The following is a 17,614-nucleotide window of genomic DNA, read 5'->3' as shown; positions in this document are numbered from 1 at the left end:
GCGCGGCGGTGGGGGAGTGGGGCGGACCCGTTGCTCCTCCGCCGACGGGGGCGGGAACAGGATGAGCCGTGTCCACTCCCCGTCCGGCCGACCCGGCATGGTCCGGCCGGCGGCCGCCCACTCGCGTGTCAGCTGGTCGTAGATCGGGCTGCTGCCGGGCGGCGTTGCCGACGGTGCGGGATCCGTTCTCGTCTGCACGCGCTGCCAACGAGCCGGAGCGGTAGTCCTTGCCATGCCGCGGCCAACGCGCACGCGCTACCGGAGGTCACTGCCACGCGGGGACGCCGGGGTACGGGAGGAACGGCCTTTCGAGCCCGCGGCTGAGCCCAGTGAGTCAGCCCGCAGGCGTCGGCGGCACGGCGGCGTCGGTGGCACCCGCTTCGGCGAACACAAGGGCGGACGAGGGGTGTTCGAGATGCCTCACGTCGCCCGTCCCGTATGGCAGCACTGGGACCGTCGAGACCGTCGAACGCTGCTGGACCCGGTGAGGGTGCGGACCGGGCCCGTTCACCCGGGCAGGTGAACGGGACAGCGGCCGGGAGGTGGCAGGGCGCTAGGGTGCCGAGCCATGACCACAGCCAAAACCCCCAAAACGACCGTCGATCGAGCCGAGTTGGGCACCCTCGCCCTGCTCGCCTGGACCGGTGACCCGGCCCAGGGTCATGACACGCCGTATCTGATCGCGTACTCCCTCGGCGACGGCGCCGGGGGAGGCGAGGCGGCGGCCGCCGCCTCCCTGGCGATGATCGAAGAGCTCGGTCTCACCCCGGGCGACGTCATGCACGACCACACCGGCGAAGGCGTCTCCCCGATCCAACTGCTCGTCCAGGGTGGGCAGGCCGTCGTCAACATGCCCTATCTGAACGCGCAGTGCCGCGTCCCCGCCGAGTGGCTGGCGGCCGCCGAACGGCGGGGCCATGTGCACTTCATGATCTCCGGACGCGCGTGGCCGCAGGCGAAGCCCGGCCTGCCCGTCAGCGAGCAGACCCTGCAGGCACACCTCGGCGACGAAGAAGCGCTCAACGCCACGGCCCACGTCCTGCTGCCGGTGTCCCAGCTACGACGCTGACAGCGACGGACCCGTACGCAGCGGTCGGCCCTGTCGGGCAACACCCGCCGATGCTGCGTCCGTTTCAGGTCGCAGCGGCCGGCCGGGATCGACCGGTCGGCCTGCGCGGCCCGCACTCCTACGGACTGCGGCCTCCCCTGTGTGGTACAGGGGAGGCCGCAGCGTTCATCCGCTGTCCGGTGCTCAGGCGCCGTCGGAGAGGGCGCACCCGTTGCCGAAGGCCGGGTTGAGCAGGCCGACGGCGTCCACCGAGTTGCCGCAGAGGTTGACCGGCACATGGACGGGGAGCTGGGCGACGTTGCCCGAGGCGATACCCGCGGAACCGGTGGCCGTACCGAGCGCTCCGGCGTCGGCAGCGGCCATGCCGGCACCGCCGACGAGGATGGCACCCGTGCCGGCGACAACGGCGGCGGCCTTCGCGATACGCGACATCAACTTCTCCTTGCAAGACGATAGAGGCGGCCGCAGGTGTTGCGGCCTTGACGTCCCGTTCAACGCGGAAAGCGGACGCCGGTAACGGATCACCGCAAAGTAAGACACCAACGGTTTCGTCGACACCCTTGCGCGGGACGCCGCCGGACGAGAGGGAGCAGGGGCAACGTCGAGGACGGCACCGACCGGTGGCCCAGGCGCTCGTCGCCAAGGCCCCGCACTTCATGGCGAGCGCGGCCGGGCAAAGCCGCGATGGGCAGCAGCCCGGCCGCCGGGCTGTGGGCCTGTGCGGCACCGTGCGAGAGAGACCGGGCTCGGACGGCAGTCGGCCGGCGAGGTGGCGAATGCGCCGCCCCCCATCAACTCCACGCGGCCGCACCTTGATTGGAGGGCGGCAAGCGGTCCTTCGGCGATCGCGCGGAGTCGGCCGACGCCTGGGCCGGTGAACTGGCGGTGGAACCGGCCGCTTTCACCGTCGGCTCATCGGATTGGCATTCGACCCACGGCCACATCGACCCGCGAGCGATCACATGCCGGATTATCAGCGGACGAATGAGAAAGGGGCGCCCAAGCGCCTTGTGATTCGCCGGTATTCGCGACATCCACCTCTGACGAGCTGTGCTCCGATGCGTACGTTCGGGTGGTATGTGTGGCCCAAGTGCCCGACAACGGGTGATGTCATAACGGTCACCTCGTAACTTTGGTGACAATGACGGGGGTTCGGACTCCGTTCTCGTCGGCACCGCTGTCGAGACCTCGTGTCAGCCACCTGACATCGGCCGGATCCATCCCTTCCCACACCAACTCCATGAGATGTGACCAAGTGAAACGTAGTCGATTGTGGACAGGGTTCGCCGTAATGGCGATGGTCGCCGTTGGGGTAACGGCATGGGCGATTCTTTCCCAGCCGGCCACGAACCCGGAATCCGAGGCCAAGTCGGCGACCCAGACCGTTTCTGAGGCGCAGGCACTTGTGCAGGCCGGCCTGATGCAGTCGCAGTACCAGGACTTCTCCGGGGCGGAACGCACGTTCAGGCGCGTTCTGGAACTGGATCCGGAAAACAAACTGGCCTGGTACAACCTGGGTGTCATCGCACAGCGCGACGGCAGGACGGCTGATGCGCGCGAGGCCTACCACAAGGCCTTGGAGATCGATCCGAAATTCGCATCTGCTCTCTTCAACGAGGCGGTGCTGCTCGAGTCGAGCGACCCCGACCAGGCCGTCACGCTTCTCAAGCGTGCTGTCGCTGCCAACCCGAAGGCCTCCACGGCCTACCTGCGCCTCGGGCGGGCCCTGTCGAAGCAAGGTCGCGACGACGAGGCCGAAGACGCTTTCCGTCGTGCCGTTGAGACCGATCCCAAGCTGCACCCTCTCGTCCCGGAATCGTTCCAGGATTCCGTAAGCCCATCACCGTCAACGAGCCAAGCAGGTACCACCAGATGACGTCGACTGCGACACCGAGGTTCTCCGTCTTCACTCCCAGCCACAGGCCGCGTTTCCTTGATGACTGCCTGGCGTCCCTGCAGGCGCAGACCTGTGCGGACTGGGAGTGGATCGTCCTGCTCAACAACGGCGCCCGGTGGCGGCCGGAGCGCCCCGACGAGCGTGTCCGCGTGGAGATTGCGGACGAAATTCACGGCGTCGGGGCGGCCAAACGCAGGGCCTGTGAACTGGCGCGTGGAGAGGTCCTCGTAGAACTCGACCACGACGATCTGCTGGCGAAGGGGTGCCTGGCGGAGCTCGCCGAGGCATTCGACGCTCATCCCGACGCTGTTTTCGTCTACAGCAACACCGCGCAGATCACCGAAGACGGAAAGCGCGACGAGACCCGCTTCAACGAGGCGCACGGCTGGCAGTACGAAGATGTGGACGTCGACGGCCGCCGACTGATGCAGGCCATGTCCATGGCTCCGACGCCGCACAACGTCTCGTACATCTGGTACGCGCCCAACCACGTGCGGGCGTTCCGCAAGGACGTCTACGAAAAGGTCGGCGGATACGACGCCACCCGTACGGTACTGGACGACCAGGACCTGATGTGCCGCCTCTTCCAAGCCGGCGACTTCCACCACATTCCTCGCTGCCTGTACCTCCAGCGGATCCACCCCGCGAACACGCAGCGCGATCCGGAGATCAACGCGCACATCCAGCGTGAGACGGTCGCTCTGTACGACAAGTACATCGAAGCCAACGCCCTGGCCTGGACCCAGCGTCGCGGACTGTACGCGCTGGACCTCGGCGCAGCCCATCGGAAGCCGCCCGGCTACCTGGGGGTCGACCAGTACCCGGGAGAGGGCGTCGACATCGTCGCGACCCTGCCCGGGAAGCTGGACCTGCCCGACGGCTCCGTCGGTCTGTTGCGGGCGGTGGACTTCCTCGAGCACGTGCCCGCCAAGGTGCCGCTGATCAACGAGCTGTACCGGCTGCTGGCACCCGGGGGCATGCTCCTCACCATGACGCCCAGCGCCGACGGCCGCGGCGCGTACCAGGATCCGACGCACGTCGCCTTCTACAACGAGAACTCCTTCTGGTACTACACGGACAACCAGTACCGGACCTTCGTGCCCGAGATCCAGGCACGATTCCAGAATTCACGGCTGGTCACCTACTACCCGACCGACTGGCACTCCAAGAACAACATCTCCTACGTCGTGGCGAACCTCATCGCGGTGAAGGAGGGCGCCGCGCGGTGCGGCGGACCGCTGCGGGTCTAGGGGCGGCCCAGGACATGTCCGGCAAGGCGCCCGGCGGGCTGTCAGCTCCTGCCGGGCGCCTTCGTGTCGGACGGCGTGAGGGCATACGCACGTCATCGACACAAGGCAATGCCCCGTCTTCGGCGGGGCCATTGCGACGTGCGGTGCGTACAGCATGGTGCGGCGCGGGCCCTTGCCGGCGCATGCCGTCAGTTCTCATCGATCACGGGCATCGGATCCCATCGCCGTGCCACCCTGGGAGGAAGATCGTCTGCCGCGTCACGTCTACCAGCTCGACGCGGCCGCCGATGGCTGATCCAAGCAGTGGTACGCGAACGGCCGCCCATGGGTGCAGCCGCACCTGTTTGTCGGTGCGGGACGTAGAACGGCAGGTTGACGGGGCGGTTTGACCCGGTGGAGGTGTTCGGCGGGCACAGAATGTGGGCGGTGCCCCGAGGCCGAGGCCTCGGGGCACCGCCCACTCCTTCCCGCGATGTCCTACGCGTCGTGGCAGACGGCGAAGGCGACGACCTCACCGACGGTCGCGCTGGCCTGCCAGCCAGTGGCAGGGTCGCCGACCGGCGCACTCTCCGAGACGTTGACGGTGAGCAGGACGACGTCCTGGAACCCTTGGTATCCGCCGCCGGTGGCGACGTCGTCAGCGCCGCAGAGGGCGGTCGACTGTGCCCCCTGGGCTCCGGTCACGACGTAGGTCTCAAGCAGCGCAGCGCCCTGCGCGCCCTGGGCACCCTGCGCGCCCTGCGCGCCCTGGGTGCCGTCGACGCCGTCGGTGCCGTCGGCACCCTGCGCGCCCTGGGCACCCTGTGCGCCGTCCGCGCCGTCGGCGCCCTGCGCGCCCTGAGCGCCGTCGTCACCCTGCGGGCCCGGTGCGCCCTGGAAACCCTGGGCGCCCTGGGCACCCTGGGGGCCACCGGGGTCACCCTGCGCACCCTGCGGGCCCTGCACACCCGGCACACCCGGTGCGCCCTGGAAACCCTGGAAGCCCTGGTAGCCCTGCGGTCCCTGGTAGCCCTGCGGGCCTCGCTTCCCGCGCTCGCCCTGCGGGCCACGGTCGCGGTCCTTGTCGCGGTCGGCACTGGTGGCGCCATTGGGGCCCGGCAGCCCCATGCTGTGCTCGGTGCCGGACCGCTGGATCGCGTCGGCGATGGCCGTCGTGCTCGGGACAACATTGAGCACAACGGCAAGGGTTCCCGCCGAAACCAGAGTTGCGGATTTCATGCGGGAACTTCGGATCGTTTTACGGCTCACAAGAGAACCTTCCTCACGGAACTGGAGTGACCACACCGCAAGCGTGCCCACTTCTTAAGGGCGCTTGATTCGCCTGCGTGTCACGTCGCCCACGGCCACGGACAGGGCCATCCTTCACTCCTCGCCACCGAATGATCACAACTCGGCCCGTGTCGCGGACGAGGATCACCCGAGCGGCCGCGAAATCTCGCACGCGCCGGCAGAGCAGGCCAATGGGGTTGTCAAGGCAGGGCACATTCGCGGGCGTGGTGGACCGACGGCCATTCGGTGATGCGATTTCAGGCGGGGCGGTGAAAACTCGGTCGGCGGGCCGGGTTCTTCGGTTTCCAGGTCGATCAGGTGGAGAGGGGCCTTGGGTGAGGATTTCCGGGCCATGCAGCGGCAGCCTTGGGTTCATTCCTTGTTCTGCGGCGGCGATCTCCTGGTTCCGCCTTTCCGCGGGTCCGGATCGGACCGGCACCAGTCTCGTGGGAGGACCAGGGAAGCCAAGAGGTCGTGCTGGGCGAGTCCAAGCGGCCGCATTTCTCGGCTACTTGGGTCGAATGCGGCCACGGCGCGAGTCAACCGCCTTGTGTGGACTGTTGGAAGAACGGGCGCGGTAGTGCGGGGCCGTTGCCGGGATGCGCCGTGCAGGCCCGGTGCCGATCGGGTGACCGTGCTCGGGCTGCCGTTCGCATCCGAGCGAGGGCACGCGCTCGGGGGGATCACGTGGGAGCCGGTCCTGCTCGCAGCAGTTCGTTCCGAAGCGATTCCCTCCCCCTTTGGCGCGTGACGGCAGGTCGGAAGTCCTTCAGAAGTCCCAGCAGATAGTCGCCGTAATAGACGCGGTTGACGTCCGTGATCTCCAACTCACCACGCCCGCTGGGCCGCAGGCTCCGGGCGATGTCCACGACATGGTTGTCGTAGAAGTACAGTCCGGGCACGGCGTACCGGGACCTGGGCCGGGCCGGTTTCTCCTCGATGGACAGTGCCCGGCCCAGCTCGTCGAACTCCACCACGCCGTAGGCCTCGGGATTGGCGACCTGATAGGCGAATACCCTGCCGCCCTCCATCTCGTCATGGTTGGTCAACTGTGTGCCGAGGCCGCTGCCGTGGAAGATGTTGTCGCCCAGGATCAGGGCGACCGATTCGCCTTCGATGAAGTCGGCACCCAGTACGAAGGCTTGAGCGATGCCCGCCGGACGCTCTTGCGTGGCGTATTCCAGCCGCAGCCCCAGCTGATTGCCGTCGCCGAGCAACTGGCGGAACTGGTACTGGTCCCCGGAAGTGGTGATGATCAGAATTTCTCTGATCCCTGCCATCACCAACGTGGAAAGCGGGTAATAGATCATGGGCTTGTCGAAGACCGGCAGCAATTGTTTGGAGACGGCCGGCGTCAACGGCCACAGTCGCGAGCCGGTGCCGCCGGCCAGCAGAATTCCTCGCATGGCATCACCATAGATGAACTGCCCGTGAATCCGGCGGCTCCGATGCGGAGAGCAGGTGGTGTGCGCAGAGGTGGTCCCGGCGAGAAGGTATTTCTCTGGGCCGTGATGTCGTATCTGCCGACTACGAGTTGACCTCTCGAATCCGCCGCCTCACTGCAGTTCCGGAGAGGGGGACGGCTGTGCCTGAGGCCATGGGGAGGCCGTGCGGCGTAGGGCCCGGCCGGCGAGCACGTCCGTACGGGCCCCGTCCTCGATGACGAACCGGCCGTCGATCAGCACGTACGGGATGCCGACCGGCAGCGTGCGCGGCTCGTCGAACGTCGAGCCCGCCGCCACCGTTCGGGGGTCGAACAGCACCAGGTCGGCCCGGTATCCCTCGCGCACCAGACCCCGGTCGGGCAACCGCAGCCGGGCCGCCGGCCGCGAGGTCAGATGGGCGACCGTCTCCTCGAGCGAGAGGATGCCGAGATCGCGTGCGTACCGGCCGAGGTACTGGGGGAACGTGCCGTACGCCCGCGGGTGCGGCTTGTGGCCCTGGAGGATGCCGTCGCTGCCGCCGGTGTGGACCCGGTGGCGCATGATCTGCCGCACGTTCTCCTCATGGCCGACGTGCTGCAGGATCGTCGAACCGAGCCGGTCCTCGATCAGCAGCCGCCGCGCCGTCACCCATGGTGCCTCGCCGCGCTCGTCGGCCGTCTGCCGGATCGTGCGGCCGACATGGTCGGCGAGCGCGGAGTCGTTCACGCCCGAGATCTCGATGGTGTCCCATTCGATCGGGACGCCGTGGCAGCCGTCGGAGCCGACGACCTCGAGGTGGCGCCTGATCTTCTCGGCGGTCTCCTCGTCCCGAAGCCGCGCCAGCACCGCGTCGGGTCCGCCCTCGCCCGCCCAGCTCGGCAGCATCGCCACGAGCGTGGTGCAGCCGGGGGTGTACGGGTAGGTGTCGAGGCTGATGTCGGCGCCGCGGTCCAGCGCGTCGTCCAGCAGCGCCAGCAGATCGGGTGCCTTGCCCTTGTTCACGCCGAAGTTCATGGTGGCGTGCGCGAGATGCAGGGCGCACCCGGCCTCGCGGGTCAGGTTCACCATCTCCTCGTACGCCTTGAGCGCACGGTCGCCGTAGGAACGGTGGTGCGGGCAGTAGTAGCCGTCGTACCGCGCGACGACCCGGCACAGCTCGGCGAGTTCGGAGTCGTTCGCGTACATGCCGGGCGTGTACGTCAGGCCCGACGACATGCCCACCGCGCCCTGCTCCATGCCCTCGGCCACGAGCTGCTTCATGCGGGTGAGCTCGGCGTCCGTGGGCGGCCGGTTCTCCCAGCCCATGGCGTGCATACGGACGGTGCCCTGGGGGATCAGATACGCGGCGTTGACCGCGATGCCCTGTCCGCCGAAGTTCCGGTCGAGCCGGTCCAGGTACTCGCCGACCGTGCGCCAGTCGAAGTCGATGTCCGAACCGTCGCCGTTCCATCCGGTGACGGCCTTGCGCACGGCGGCGAGCGTCGTGTCGTCCACCGGCGCGTACGACAGCCCGTCCTGGCCCAGGACCTCGAGGGTCACGCCCTGCGCGGCCTTGGCGGTGTGCTCCGGGTCGCGGAGAAGAGCGAGGTCGGAGTGGGCGTGCATGTCGATGAATCCGGGGGCGAGGGCCAGGCCGCCGGCGTCGAGCACCCGCTTGCCCGACAGGGCGGGGCGGCGGCCGGGGCCGCGTATCTCGGCGATACGGCCGTCCCCGACACCGACGTCGGCACGGTACGAGGCGCCGCCGGAGCCGTCGATGACGCGGGCGTCGCGGATGACGAGGTCCATGGGGGGCGCCTTTCGGGGGGCGAGGGCGGGGGCGCTGGTGCGGCCGGCATGGGGTGGCCGCTGCGGGGCCGGGCCGCACATCGGTGCAGCGGGGAGGGCCGGTCGGGGAAGCCGCCGCGCAGGGTCAGAAGAACGTGCGGATGAAGTCCGTCACCGTGCCGTCCGCCTCCACCACCGGGATCAGCTGCCACTTGTCGAACGACGTGCACGGGTGTGACAACCCCATCCCCACCCAGTCGCCGACCTCCAACTCCGCCCCCTGCGCCGTCCGTAGCCACCCGTGCTGGTCGGAGAGGCCGGTCACCGTGATGCCGTCGGCGGGGCGGGTCCGGCCGGTGCGGGCGGCGCGGACGACCTGGGCCTCGGGCAGGTCGAGGTCGTACGCGGCGTCCCTCTTGCCCGCGTTGACGAAGGCCTGCCCGGCCGAAGGCCGTGAGACGACCTGCGCCCACAGCCGGAACGCGGGCTGCAGCGCACCCTCGTGCGGTACCCGGTTGAAGGGCGTGAGGTGCCGGTAGTGGCCGTCGTCGTGCGAGACGTACGCTCCGGAGCGGAGCAGCTTCAGGACCGGGGCGGACAGCTCCGGGACGTCCGCGAAGACGTCGGCGACCGCGTCGAACCATGCGCTGCCGCCGGCGCTGATCACGATCTCCTCCGCAGCGCCGAAGCGCCCCGCCTTGTCGAAGTCCGCGGCGAGCGCGACGAGCCGGCGCAGCCAGTCGTGTACGCGCTCGGCGTCCGCCTGCGGGACCTCTCCCTCGTAGCCCGCGACGCCGACCAGACGCAGTGTCGCCGTGCCGGCGACGGCGTCGGCGACGGCCGCGCAGTCGGCCTCCGTGCGGGCCCCGGTCCGGGCACCGTCGCCCGCGCCCAGTTCGACGACGACGTCCAGCGGGCGGGACACCCCGCGCAGGGCCTCGTCCATCAGCTCGACGCCGCGGACGGAGTCCACGTAGCAGATGAGACGGAACTCCGGGTCGGCGTCGAGTTCGCCGGCGATCCAGCGCAGGGCGGCCGCGTCGACGACCTCGTTGGCGAGGAAGATCCGCCGGATCCCGTATGCGCGGTAGACGCGGGCCTGGTGGGGGACGGCCGCGGTGATGCCCCAGGCGCCGTGCTCCAGCTGGCGGGCGAAGAGCTGGGGGGACATCGACGTCTTGCCGTGCGGGGCGAAGGCGAGGCCGTGCCGCTGCGAGTACGTCTCGAGCAGGACCAGATTGTGCTCGACGGACTCGGCGGACAGGGCCAGGACAGGGGTGGTGAAGCCGCCGGTGAAGAGATTGCGGCGAGAGGCTGCGAGCTCGCCGACGGTGAGGCCGGCCGCGTCGGGCGGGAGCGCCTTGAAGCGGTGGTCGACCGGTTCGTCGGCGAGCCGTGCGACGGCGTTGTCGGCTGCCATGGAAGCCTCCTCCGTGGTGTTGCATCATATGCAACGCTCATTGCGTACTTCGCTTGTCGCTGTCTAACATCCGAGCCGACGCCGGGTCAATGGGTTCGGCGACCGACCAGCGAGGAGCCCCCGCGATCATGACCGCGAGCGTGCACGGGCCCGTGGACGTCGTCTGTCTCGGCGAGTCCATGGTCACGTTCCTGCCCACCCGGGCAGGGCGCCTGGCCGATGTGCCGTCGTTCGTGCGCGGCATCGGCGGCGCGGAGTCCAACGTGGCCTGCGCGCTCGCGGCGGCGGGCCACCGCACCCGCTGGGTGGGGCGCGTGGGCGCGGACGGATTCGGCGAGCACCTGGTCGAGGCCATCGGCGCATACGGGGTCGACACCTCGGCGGTGACGCGAGACCACTCGCGCCCGACGGGCGTCTACTTCCGCACGGCGACCGACCGTGCGACGGACGCGCACGAGGTCGTCTACTACCGCGCCGGTTCGGCGGCGTCGGCGATGTCCCCGGCGACCGCGCCGTACGACGTCCTGCGGTCGGGCCGGGTGCTGCACGTCTCCGGCATCACGGCCGCGCTGTCGCCGGACTGCCTCGACCTGATGCGCGACCTCATGGCTCGGCGGGAGGACCGCCCTCTCGTCTCGTTCGACGTGAACCACCGTCCCGGTCTGTGGCGTGACCCCGCAGAGGCCCGGGTCCTGCTGGACCTGGCGCAGGGCGCGGACATCGTGTTCGTCGGGGAGGACGAGGCGGAGGAGGCGTGGGGGGTGCGGGGCGCGCACGCGGTACGGGAGGCGCTGCATGAGCCCGCGGTGCTGGTCGTGAAGCGGGGCGCGGCGGGTGTGGTGGCGTTCGCCCGTGGCGCTCTGTCCTCCCCGCCCCTTGCCGAAACCGGCGCTGCGCCCCGGACCCCGTCTCCGGGGGCTCCCTCTGCGCCCGGCGGCCCGGGGGGACCACGACCGGGCCCCTGTGCCTCGAACTCCCCCTGCGGCCCGGCGGCCGAGGGCGGGGGTGCCTCCCACGCCGCCTGGCGCAGTGGGAGTACCCCGAGCGGGGCTGATTTCGCGGAGCGAAATCCAGCCCGCCCTGCGACGACGCCGGACACCGCGCCAAGTGCGGCAAGGGCGCCGGAGCCCGGCGCGGTTGGGGACGGGAGTACCACCCACGCCGCCAGGCGCAGGGGGCCGGCGCGCAGCGGAACGGCTCCGTGCAGCGTCGCCCCCGACGCCGCACCCCCCGCCGCCGACACCGTCACCCATGCCCCCGCCCCCCGCGTCACCGTCACCGCTCCCGTCGGTGCGGGGGACGCCTTCGCCGCCGGATTCCTGGCCGCGACGCTGCGCGCGCTGCCCATGAAGGAGCGGCTGCGGCACGGGCATCTGTGGGCCGCCGCCGCGCTCACCGCACCCGGGGATCTCGCTGCGCCGCCCGCCGCCGCCCACGCCGACCGGCTGGTGGCCCTGGACGACGACGCCTGGGGGAGACTGCACCTCGGCCCCGGGTGGACAGGGCACGGGGACGACCAGGAGGTACGTACGCCATGAGCCAGACCGTCGACCGCGCACTGAGCATCCTTCCGCTGCTCGCGGAGGGGCCGGCCGACCTCGGACAGGTCGCCGACCGCCTCGGCGTGCACAAGTCCACCGCGCTGCGACTGCTGCGCACACTTCACGAGCACGGCCTCGTCTACCGTCAGCAGGACCAGCGTTACCGGCTCGGCGCCCGCCTGTTCGCGCTGGCGCAGGAGGCCGTGGAGAACCTCGACGTGCGCGAGATCGCCCACCCCCATCTCGTCGCCCTCAACGAGCAGATCGGGCACACCGTCCATCTCGCCGTGTACGAGGAGAGCGAGGTCCTCTACATCGACAAGGTCGAGAGCCGCTACCCGGTGCGGATGTACTCCCGTATCGGCAAGCCCGTCGCGATCACCGTCGCGGCCGTGGCCAAGCTGCTGCTGGCCGATCTGCCGGAGGCCGAGCGGCGCGCACTCGCCGAGAAGCTCGACTTCCCCATGTACACGTCCCGTTCGATCCCGAACGCCGCCGCGTTCCTCAAGGAGCTGGCGACCGTACGCGAACAGGGCTGGGCCACCGATCTGGGTGGCCACGAGGAGTCCATCAACTGCATCGGGGCCCCCATCCGCGGCGCGGACGGACGGGTCGTCGCCGCCATGTCGGTGTCGGCACCGAACGTCGTCGTCACGGCCGAGGAACTCCTCGCCCTCCTCCCGCTGGTGCGCCGCACCGCCGACGTGATCACCCGGGAGTACTCAGGACAGGCACCCCGACAGGAAGGACGCGCATGACCGAAAAGACCGCCCTCACCCCGAGCACCCACACCGCGCCGCCCGCCAGGTTCTCCCACGGTGTCCGCAAGGGCAACATCCTTCAGGTCGCCGGCCAGGTCGGCTTCCTGCCCGCCGTGCCGGGCCGGGCGCCCACCCCGGCCGGACCGACCCTGCGCGAGCAGACCCTCCAGACCTTCGCCAACGTCAAGGCGATCCTCGAGGAGGGCGGCGCGAGCTGGGACGACGTGATGATGATCCGCGTCTACCTCACGGACGTGGACCACTTCGCCGAGATGAACGAGATCTACAACGAGTACTTCGCCGATCTGACGGTGGACCCCGCCGCCCGTACGACGGTCTACGTCGGCCTTCCGGCCGGCCTGCTCATCGAGATCGACGCCCTGGCAGTACTGGACTGATCCCTCTGTACCGGCAGTTCCACGGCACGGCGGCCCTCCCCGAAACGCCGTGCCGCGATCCCCCCTTGCCGAAAAGCGCCAAAAACGGAAATGAGTGTCCGTCACCGAACTCTTCGGCACCGTCCAGAAGTCCGCCGCCGTCTCGGTCATCGAGTCCGGCATGGGCGGCATCCTCGGCCACGTCGCCGTCATCAACGGCCTGGGCACCATGCTCGGCGCGATCCTCGAAGTCAGCGGCGGGGCGGAGGTCCTGTCCTCCCGTCTGCTGAACCTCTTCGGCGAGAAGCGGGCCCCGCCCGCCATGGGCCTCACAGGCCTGATCTTCGGCGACGGTCGCGATCGTCACCACGGCCGGCATCGTGCTGCCGCTCGTCGACAACGGCGGCCACTCGCAGGCGTTCCTGGCGCTGGTCATCATGGCGATCTCGGCCGGATCGATCTTCGCTTCCCACGTCAACGACGGCGGATTCTGGATCGTCGCCAAGTACTTCGGCATCTCGGAACGCGACACGCTCAAGTCGTGGACGGTCCTCGAGTCGGTCCTCTCGGTGGCGGGCTTCGCGGTGGCGGCGGTGCTGAGTCCGGTCGTCCAGACGAGAGGGGCGCGCCGGTGCCCTTGACCGCTGCGCGGGGGGCTGCTCCCCCTCCCCCTCCCCTGAGCCTGGGGGCGTGGGTGGTACCACCATCCCGGAACGGGCTCGGCCCGGACGCGCTTCATGAGGGCTTCCTCCCCCTGGGCCCGGCGGGCCGCCGAGACCTCCACCCGAACCCACGGCCCGCCCTACGTGTCATTGCCGTTGGCGGGGCGCCTCTTGCAACGACAGCCGGCCGTAGGAGAAGGTCCCCGGCGAGGCTGGTCCGCCGAGGGAAACCCAGCCCCGTCCGGCGACCCCGTACCGCGCCAAGCGCGGTACGGAGTCCTGGGCCTGCCCCCACGCGGCGGAGCCGCAATCCGGTACAGCGGTCATGGGCGGCGTGAGGGAACATCCCGACGCGGCGGTCCTGGCGTCAGCCGACGCAGAGAACGAGCAGGCAGACCTCCGTGGGTGAGGTCGTCGCCGTCTGCGTCGGACGCGTCTGCGGCTCGTCGGCCGTGGGCGCGGACGCAGCGGGCGGTTCCGCGGGGGCAGCGGGAGCCGCCGGGGCGGTGGCTCGAGGTGCCTCGGTCCGAGGCGCCTCAGGTGCCGACGGCGGGGCCGACACCGTACGCGAAGCCGGCCCGGCCGCCGACACCGCGGTCGGCACCGACTCCGACACGGCACCCGTGTTCCGTTGCCGCGGAACGGCCTTCACCGTCTCGGTGGCGGACGGACGCGGGGCCTTCGACCGCAGGGCGGCCCGCTCCTGCGGCTGCGCCGCCGACGCAGCCTGCCGATGCGTCGGCGCGGTGTCGGGCGCATCGGCCGCGATCGCCCGGCTCCGGCCGGAATCCGTGGGCAGCGCGGCGATCGTCAGCGCGCCGCCGACGATCGCGATCGCGGATCCGGCCGCCGCGCGTCGCTTGTGCTTCTTCCAGCGGGCGAGTTGCCGGCGCCGCGCCGCACGGCCCTGACCGCTCGGTCCGACGGGTGTCGCCGCCTCGACCGGCGTCTCGTCGGCGCCGTGCGGCTGCCACGAGGGGGCCGTTGCTCCGGCCGCGTGCACGGGCGGCGGCGCTATGTCCGGTGCGTACGCGCCGCAGCCGGGGCACACCAGGGCGCCGTTCAGGTGCCGACGACAGGTGGAGCAGTAGTCCATGGTCTTCTTCCTGTGCTGACGCTGACTACGCCGTGTGCGTGCTGGGGCCGGTCGGCGAGCAACGCTAACGACCGGCCCCGAAGGTGGTGCGCAGTTGCCGTGATGCTTTTGCAAAGATTGACGGCGGGCCCCGGCGGGGCCCGCCGCACGGCTGCGCGGTCCGGTTCAGCAGTACTGCTGCTCCTTGCCGATGGACCGGTACATGCAGTCGGAGTTCTCCAGCAGTTGGAGCACCGCGTCACGGTTGCGGCCGGTCTCGCGCTCGATCACCTCGTCGGGCGGGTAGAAACCGCCACCGCCGAATCCCGACGGGTACATCTCGAAGGTGTAGCCGAAGATCCGCTGGTTGCCCCACAGCCAGTCGTCGATCGACCCGTCGGTGATGTAGAGGTCGCTCGACTGCTCGGCCGTGTATCCGTTGGCGGCGGCCATCTTCCGCCCGACCGCGGCGAAGGCGTCCCGGTCGTCCTGGGTCATTCCGGGTGCCGTGTCGGAGTTGGTCCAGCCGAACGGCCAGAGCACCAGCTCGCTGTAGGTGTGGAAGTCGATGGCCGTGGCGATCTGCTGCGTCCCGCCGACGATGCGGCTGCGGACGAAGTCGGCGACGACCTTCACCTCGGGCGCGGATTCGGCGGCGCGGCCGCGGTAGGTGTCGGAGCTCGCGGAGCCGGAGGAGCCGCCGCAGCAGCCCCACTTGTAGGCCCAGTTGCGGTTCATGTCGGTGCCGACGGACGACGAACCCGAGTTGGGCTGGCGGTTCTTGCGCCAACTGCGGTAGGAGCCGGTGGCGATGTCGTACTCGCCGCCGTCCGGGTTGAGGTCGGGGACGATCCAGATCTCCCGGCCGTTGACGGCGCCTGTGATCCGCGAGTCGCTGCCGTAGTCCTCGCCGAACTCACGCAGCAGGTAGAGCGCCATCTCGACGGTGAGGTGTTCGCGGGCGTGCTGGTGATGGGTGAACAGGACCTCGGGCTCGTTCTCGTCGGTCGCCACGTTGTCGCTGATCTTGACGGCGACGATGTCACGGCCCTGGTAGCTCTTGCCGATGACCCGCTTGCTCATGATGCTCGGGTACTGCGCCACCCGCCGGTCGATCTCCGCGGTCATCTCGGCGTAGTTGTGGTACCGGGAGTCGGCCGACGGGAAGTCGAACGGCTTGGCGTCGGCCGCCGCCCTGTTCTGCGGCGGCGCGGGCAGCGCCTCGAGCGTGTGGCCGAGGGCACGCAGCCGCTTTGCCTGCGTGGCGTCGGCGCTGACGACGACGGTGTGGTCGTCGGCCTCGTCGATCGACACCCCGGTGCGGGCGATGGCGGTACGGTCGCCGACCGTGTCGGGCCCGTGGATGAGGTACTGCCTGGTCTGCTGCTCCTCGGTGACGGGAGCCTGCCGGTCCGCGGAGGGTGAGGCGTTGGCGCTGATGGGCGCGGCCACGGCGAGTGCGAGGACGGCGGCGAGGGTGGCGGCCTTCCTCCGGTTCGCCCGTGTGCGAAGTCGCATGCTGTCTCCTGGGTGGGGAGTTGTGGGGGGTGCTCAGGTGCGACGTACGGGGTGGTGCGGGTGTCCGTGCACATCGTGGCGGGCTGACATGGACGGGTCAAGGAGTCCTTTGGTCAATCCCTTCGCCGCCGCCCGATCCAAAACCCCCCTCTTGCGCGATCACGCCCACACCGCTTTCGTGACACGGGTCACACCTGGGACGAGTGGGAAGGCGGCTGTGCCATGGCAGGCACCACCGAGCGCGGCGTGGACGAGGCGCTCTTGGCACCGCGGAAGTCGAGTTGGAAGTACATCGGGCCCGGGATCGTCGTCGCGGCGACCGGCGTAGGGGCAGGCGACCTGGTCGCGACGCTCATCGCGGGCAGCAAGTTCGGATACACCCTGATGTGGGCGGCGGTCATCGGCTGCCTCGTCAAGATCTCGCTCGCCGAGGCGTGCGGGCGATGGCACCTGGCGACCGGACGCACCCTCTTCGAGGGCTGGCGTTCGCTCGGCAGGTGGACCACCGTCTACTTCGCCATCTACGTGGTCGTCTGGGGGTTCGTCTACGGCGCGACCGCCATGTCCTCCAGCGCTCTGCCGATCGTGGCGCTCTGGCCCGACGGACCCGGCCTCAAGTTCTGGGCCGTCATCACCGGCCTGATCGGCCTGCTCTTCGTATGGTTCAACCGGTACGCCGTCTTCGAGAAGGCCATGACGGTGCTCATCGGGGTGATGTTCGTCGTCGTCGTGTACGTCGCGATCCGCGTCACACCGGACATCGGTGCCGCCTTCGCCGGCCTCCTGCCGGTGCTGCCGGACGGATCCCTGCTGTACACGCTCGGCCTCATCGGCGGCGTCGGCGGCACCATCACGATGGCCGCGTACGGCTACTGGGTGAATGCCAAGGGCTGGACCGACTCCGGCTGGATGAAGGTCATGCGGCTCGACAACCGCGTCGCCTACATCACCACCGGCGTGTTCGTCGTCGCCATGCTCATCGTGGGCGCGGAGCTGCTGCACGCCTCGCAGCTCGCTCTCACCAAGGGTGACCGGGGGCTGATCGACCTCGGAGCGATCCTGGAGGAAAGGTACGGCGCGGCGACCGCCAAGCTGTTCCTGGTCGGTTTCTTCGCCACCTCGTTCTCGTCGCTGATCGGCGTGTGGCACGGCGTGAGCCTGATGTTCGCCGACTTCGTGGAGCGGCTGCAGCGCGACCGCAAGGGGGTGCCGCCCGACGAGGGAACGGTGGAGGAGGTGGCGGCCGGAAGGAAGGAGCGTTCGCTGCCCTTCCGCGCGTATCTGCTGTGGCTGACGTTCCCGCCGATGGTGCTGCTCTTCCTGAACCAGCCGTTCGGGCTGGTCATCGCCTACGGCGTGCTGGGTGCGTTCTTCATGCCGTTCCTGGCACTCACCCTGATCTGGCTTCTCAATTCCTCGCGCACCCCGGCAGAGTGGCGCAACGGCATGCTGAGCAATGTGATGCTGGCGGCGGCGGGGCTGCTGTTCATCGTGCTGTGCGTCCAGCAGGTGCGCGAACTGCCCTGGTAGGTGCTGCTTGCCGGCGGGCAACGCCCACGGCCGGGCCTTCGCCGGCGGGGGAGC

General features: G+C 69.9%; 14 protein-coding genes and 1 pseudogene. 8 read left to right on the top strand and 7 right to left on the bottom strand.

Annotated features, from left to right (window positions below; all coding sequences use genetic code 11):
• Positions 1-568 precede the first annotated feature (568 nt).
• A complete protein-coding gene (locus IE198_RS18695; RefSeq protein WP_189887928.1) occupies positions 569-1,069 on the top strand; it encodes a DUF5949 family protein in 501 nt (166 codons plus the stop codon).
• Positions 1,070-1,252: 183 nt separating this feature from the next.
• Here IE198_RS18695 and IE198_RS18690 read toward each other — a convergent pair whose 3' ends face one another.
• On the bottom strand, positions 1,253-1,501 hold the full coding sequence (locus IE198_RS18690) for a chaplin (protein WP_189887926.1): 249 nt from the start codon (positions 1,499-1,501) through the stop codon (positions 1,253-1,255).
• Positions 1,502-2,360: 859 nt separating this feature from the next.
• Here IE198_RS18690 and IE198_RS18685 point away from each other — a divergent pair.
• Both IE198_RS18685 and IE198_RS18680 read left to right on the top strand, forming a co-directional pair.
• Positions 2,361-2,945 carry a tetratricopeptide repeat protein gene (locus tag IE198_RS18685; RefSeq protein WP_189887922.1) on the top strand — a complete coding sequence of 195 codons (585 nt, stop codon included), beginning with the start codon at positions 2,361-2,363 and terminating at the stop codon, positions 2,943-2,945.
• Positions 2,942-4,216: a glycosyltransferase gene (locus tag IE198_RS18680; protein ID WP_189887919.1), complete on the top strand. Its 1,275-nt coding sequence runs from the start codon at positions 2,942-2,944 to the stop codon at positions 4,214-4,216. The genes IE198_RS18685 and IE198_RS18680 overlap by 4 nt, the downstream gene beginning before the upstream one ends.
• A 477-nt stretch (positions 4,217-4,693) precedes the next feature.
• On the opposite strand, the gene IE198_RS18675 is transcribed toward IE198_RS18680, so the two are convergent.
• From IE198_RS18675 to IE198_RS18660, 4 genes are all read right to left on the bottom strand, one after another.
• Positions 4,694-5,392 (bottom strand): collagen-like domain-containing protein, encoded by a 699-nt coding sequence (locus IE198_RS18675; protein ID WP_189887916.1) that lies wholly within the window; start codon positions 5,390-5,392, stop codon positions 4,694-4,696.
• A 776-nt stretch (positions 5,393-6,168) separates the two neighbouring features.
• Entirely contained in the window at positions 6,169-6,891 is a 723-nt protein-coding gene (locus IE198_RS18670) for a sugar nucleotidyltransferase (RefSeq protein ID WP_189887914.1), read from the bottom strand.
• A 150-nt stretch (positions 6,892-7,041) separates the two neighbouring features.
• Positions 7,042-8,697, bottom strand: coding sequence for an N-acyl-D-amino-acid deacylase family protein (locus tag IE198_RS18665; protein ID WP_189887912.1), 1,656 nt, complete (start codon positions 8,695-8,697; stop codon positions 7,042-7,044).
• Between the two features lie 124 nt (positions 8,698-8,821).
• The gene (locus tag IE198_RS18660) at positions 8,822-10,096 is read right to left on the bottom strand and encodes an amino acid deaminase (protein WP_189887910.1); all 1,275 of its coding nucleotides are present in this window, start codon (positions 10,094-10,096) and stop codon (positions 8,822-8,824) included.
• A 128-nt stretch (positions 10,097-10,224) separates the two neighbouring features.
• On the opposite strand from IE198_RS18660, the gene IE198_RS18655 reads away from it, so the two are divergent.
• The 4 genes and pseudogenes from IE198_RS18655 to IE198_RS18635 form a co-directional block, all read left to right on the top strand.
• Positions 10,225-11,634, top strand: a complete 1,410-nt coding sequence (locus IE198_RS18655; protein WP_229834070.1) for a sugar kinase — start codon at positions 10,225-10,227, stop codon at positions 11,632-11,634.
• Positions 11,631-12,395, top strand: coding sequence for an IclR family transcriptional regulator (locus IE198_RS18645; RefSeq protein ID WP_189887907.1), 765 nt, complete (start codon positions 11,631-11,633; stop codon positions 12,393-12,395). The genes IE198_RS18655 and IE198_RS18645 overlap by 4 nt, the downstream gene beginning before the upstream one ends.
• On the top strand, positions 12,392-12,796 hold the full coding sequence (locus IE198_RS18640) for a RidA family protein (RefSeq protein WP_189887905.1): 405 nt from the start codon (positions 12,392-12,394) through the stop codon (positions 12,794-12,796). The genes IE198_RS18645 and IE198_RS18640 overlap by 4 nt, the downstream gene beginning before the upstream one ends.
• Before the next feature lie 94 nt (positions 12,797-12,890).
• Positions 12,891-13,416 (top strand): annotated as a pseudogene (locus IE198_RS18635) (GntT/GntP/DsdX family permease); the annotation flags it as partial.
• A gap of 388 nt (positions 13,417-13,804) precedes the next feature.
• On the opposite strand, the gene IE198_RS18630 reads toward IE198_RS18635, so the two are convergent.
• Both IE198_RS18630 and IE198_RS18625 read right to left on the bottom strand, forming a co-directional pair.
• Complete coding sequence (locus tag IE198_RS18630) at positions 13,805-14,533, bottom strand: SCO2400 family protein (protein WP_189887892.1); 729 nt, start codon at positions 14,531-14,533, stop codon at positions 13,805-13,807.
• Between the two features lie 165 nt (positions 14,534-14,698).
• The gene (locus IE198_RS18625) at positions 14,699-16,030 is read right to left on the bottom strand and encodes a M14 family metallopeptidase (RefSeq protein WP_189887890.1); all 1,332 of its coding nucleotides are present in this window, start codon (positions 16,028-16,030) and stop codon (positions 14,699-14,701) included.
• A 222-nt stretch (positions 16,031-16,252) separates the two neighbouring features.
• On the opposite strand from IE198_RS18625, the gene IE198_RS18620 reads away from it, so the two are divergent.
• Complete coding sequence (locus IE198_RS18620; protein ID WP_189887888.1) at positions 16,253-17,560, top strand: Nramp family divalent metal transporter; 1,308 nt, start codon at positions 16,253-16,255, stop codon at positions 17,558-17,560.
• Positions 17,561-17,614: the final 54 nt, after the last annotated feature.

Source organism: Streptomyces xantholiticus (assembly GCF_014651015.1).
GTDB classification, from domain to species: Bacteria; Actinomycetota; Actinomycetes; order Streptomycetales; family Streptomycetaceae; genus Streptomyces; species Streptomyces xantholiticus.
This window is presented reverse-complemented; position numbering and strand designations above follow the sequence as displayed.

What these genes read in the sequence shown, in the direction of transcription:
- IE198_RS18645 (WP_189887907.1), top strand. Translation starts at nt 11,631, where the DNA reads ATGAGCCAGACCGTCGACCGCGCACTGAGCATCCTTCCGCTGCTCGCG.
- IE198_RS18655 (WP_229834070.1), top strand. Translation starts at nt 10,225, where the DNA reads ATGACCGCGAGCGTGCACGGGCCCGTGGACGTCGTCTGTCTCGGCGAG.
- IE198_RS18685 (WP_189887922.1), top strand. Translation starts at nt 2,361, where the DNA reads ATGGCGATGGTCGCCGTTGGGGTAACGGCATGGGCGATTCTTTCCCAG.
- IE198_RS18670 (WP_189887914.1), bottom strand. Translation starts at nt 6,891, where the DNA reads ATGCGAGGAATTCTGCTGGCCGGCGGCACCGGCTCGCGACTGTGGCCG.
- IE198_RS18665 (WP_189887912.1), bottom strand. Translation starts at nt 8,697, where the DNA reads ATGGACCTCGTCATCCGCGACGCCCGCGTCATCGACGGCTCCGGCGGC.
- IE198_RS18625 (WP_189887890.1), bottom strand. Translation starts at nt 16,030, where the DNA reads ATGCGACTTCGCACACGGGCGAACCGGAGGAAGGCCGCCACCCTCGCC.
- IE198_RS18660 (WP_189887910.1), bottom strand. Translation starts at nt 10,096, where the DNA reads ATGGCAGCCGACAACGCCGTCGCACGGCTCGCCGACGAACCGGTCGAC.
- IE198_RS18620 (WP_189887888.1), top strand. Translation starts at nt 16,253, where the DNA reads ATGGCAGGCACCACCGAGCGCGGCGTGGACGAGGCGCTCTTGGCACCG.
- IE198_RS18630 (WP_189887892.1), bottom strand. Translation starts at nt 14,533, where the DNA reads ATGGACTACTGCTCCACCTGTCGTCGGCACCTGAACGGCGCCCTGGTG.
- IE198_RS18680 (WP_189887919.1), top strand. Translation starts at nt 2,942, where the DNA reads ATGACGTCGACTGCGACACCGAGGTTCTCCGTCTTCACTCCCAGCCAC.
- IE198_RS18690 (WP_189887926.1), bottom strand. Translation starts at nt 1,501, where the DNA reads ATGTCGCGTATCGCGAAGGCCGCCGCCGTTGTCGCCGGCACGGGTGCC.
- IE198_RS18640 (WP_189887905.1), top strand. Translation starts at nt 12,392, where the DNA reads ATGACCGAAAAGACCGCCCTCACCCCGAGCACCCACACCGCGCCGCCC.
- IE198_RS18695 (WP_189887928.1), top strand. Translation starts at nt 569, where the DNA reads ATGACCACAGCCAAAACCCCCAAAACGACCGTCGATCGAGCCGAGTTG.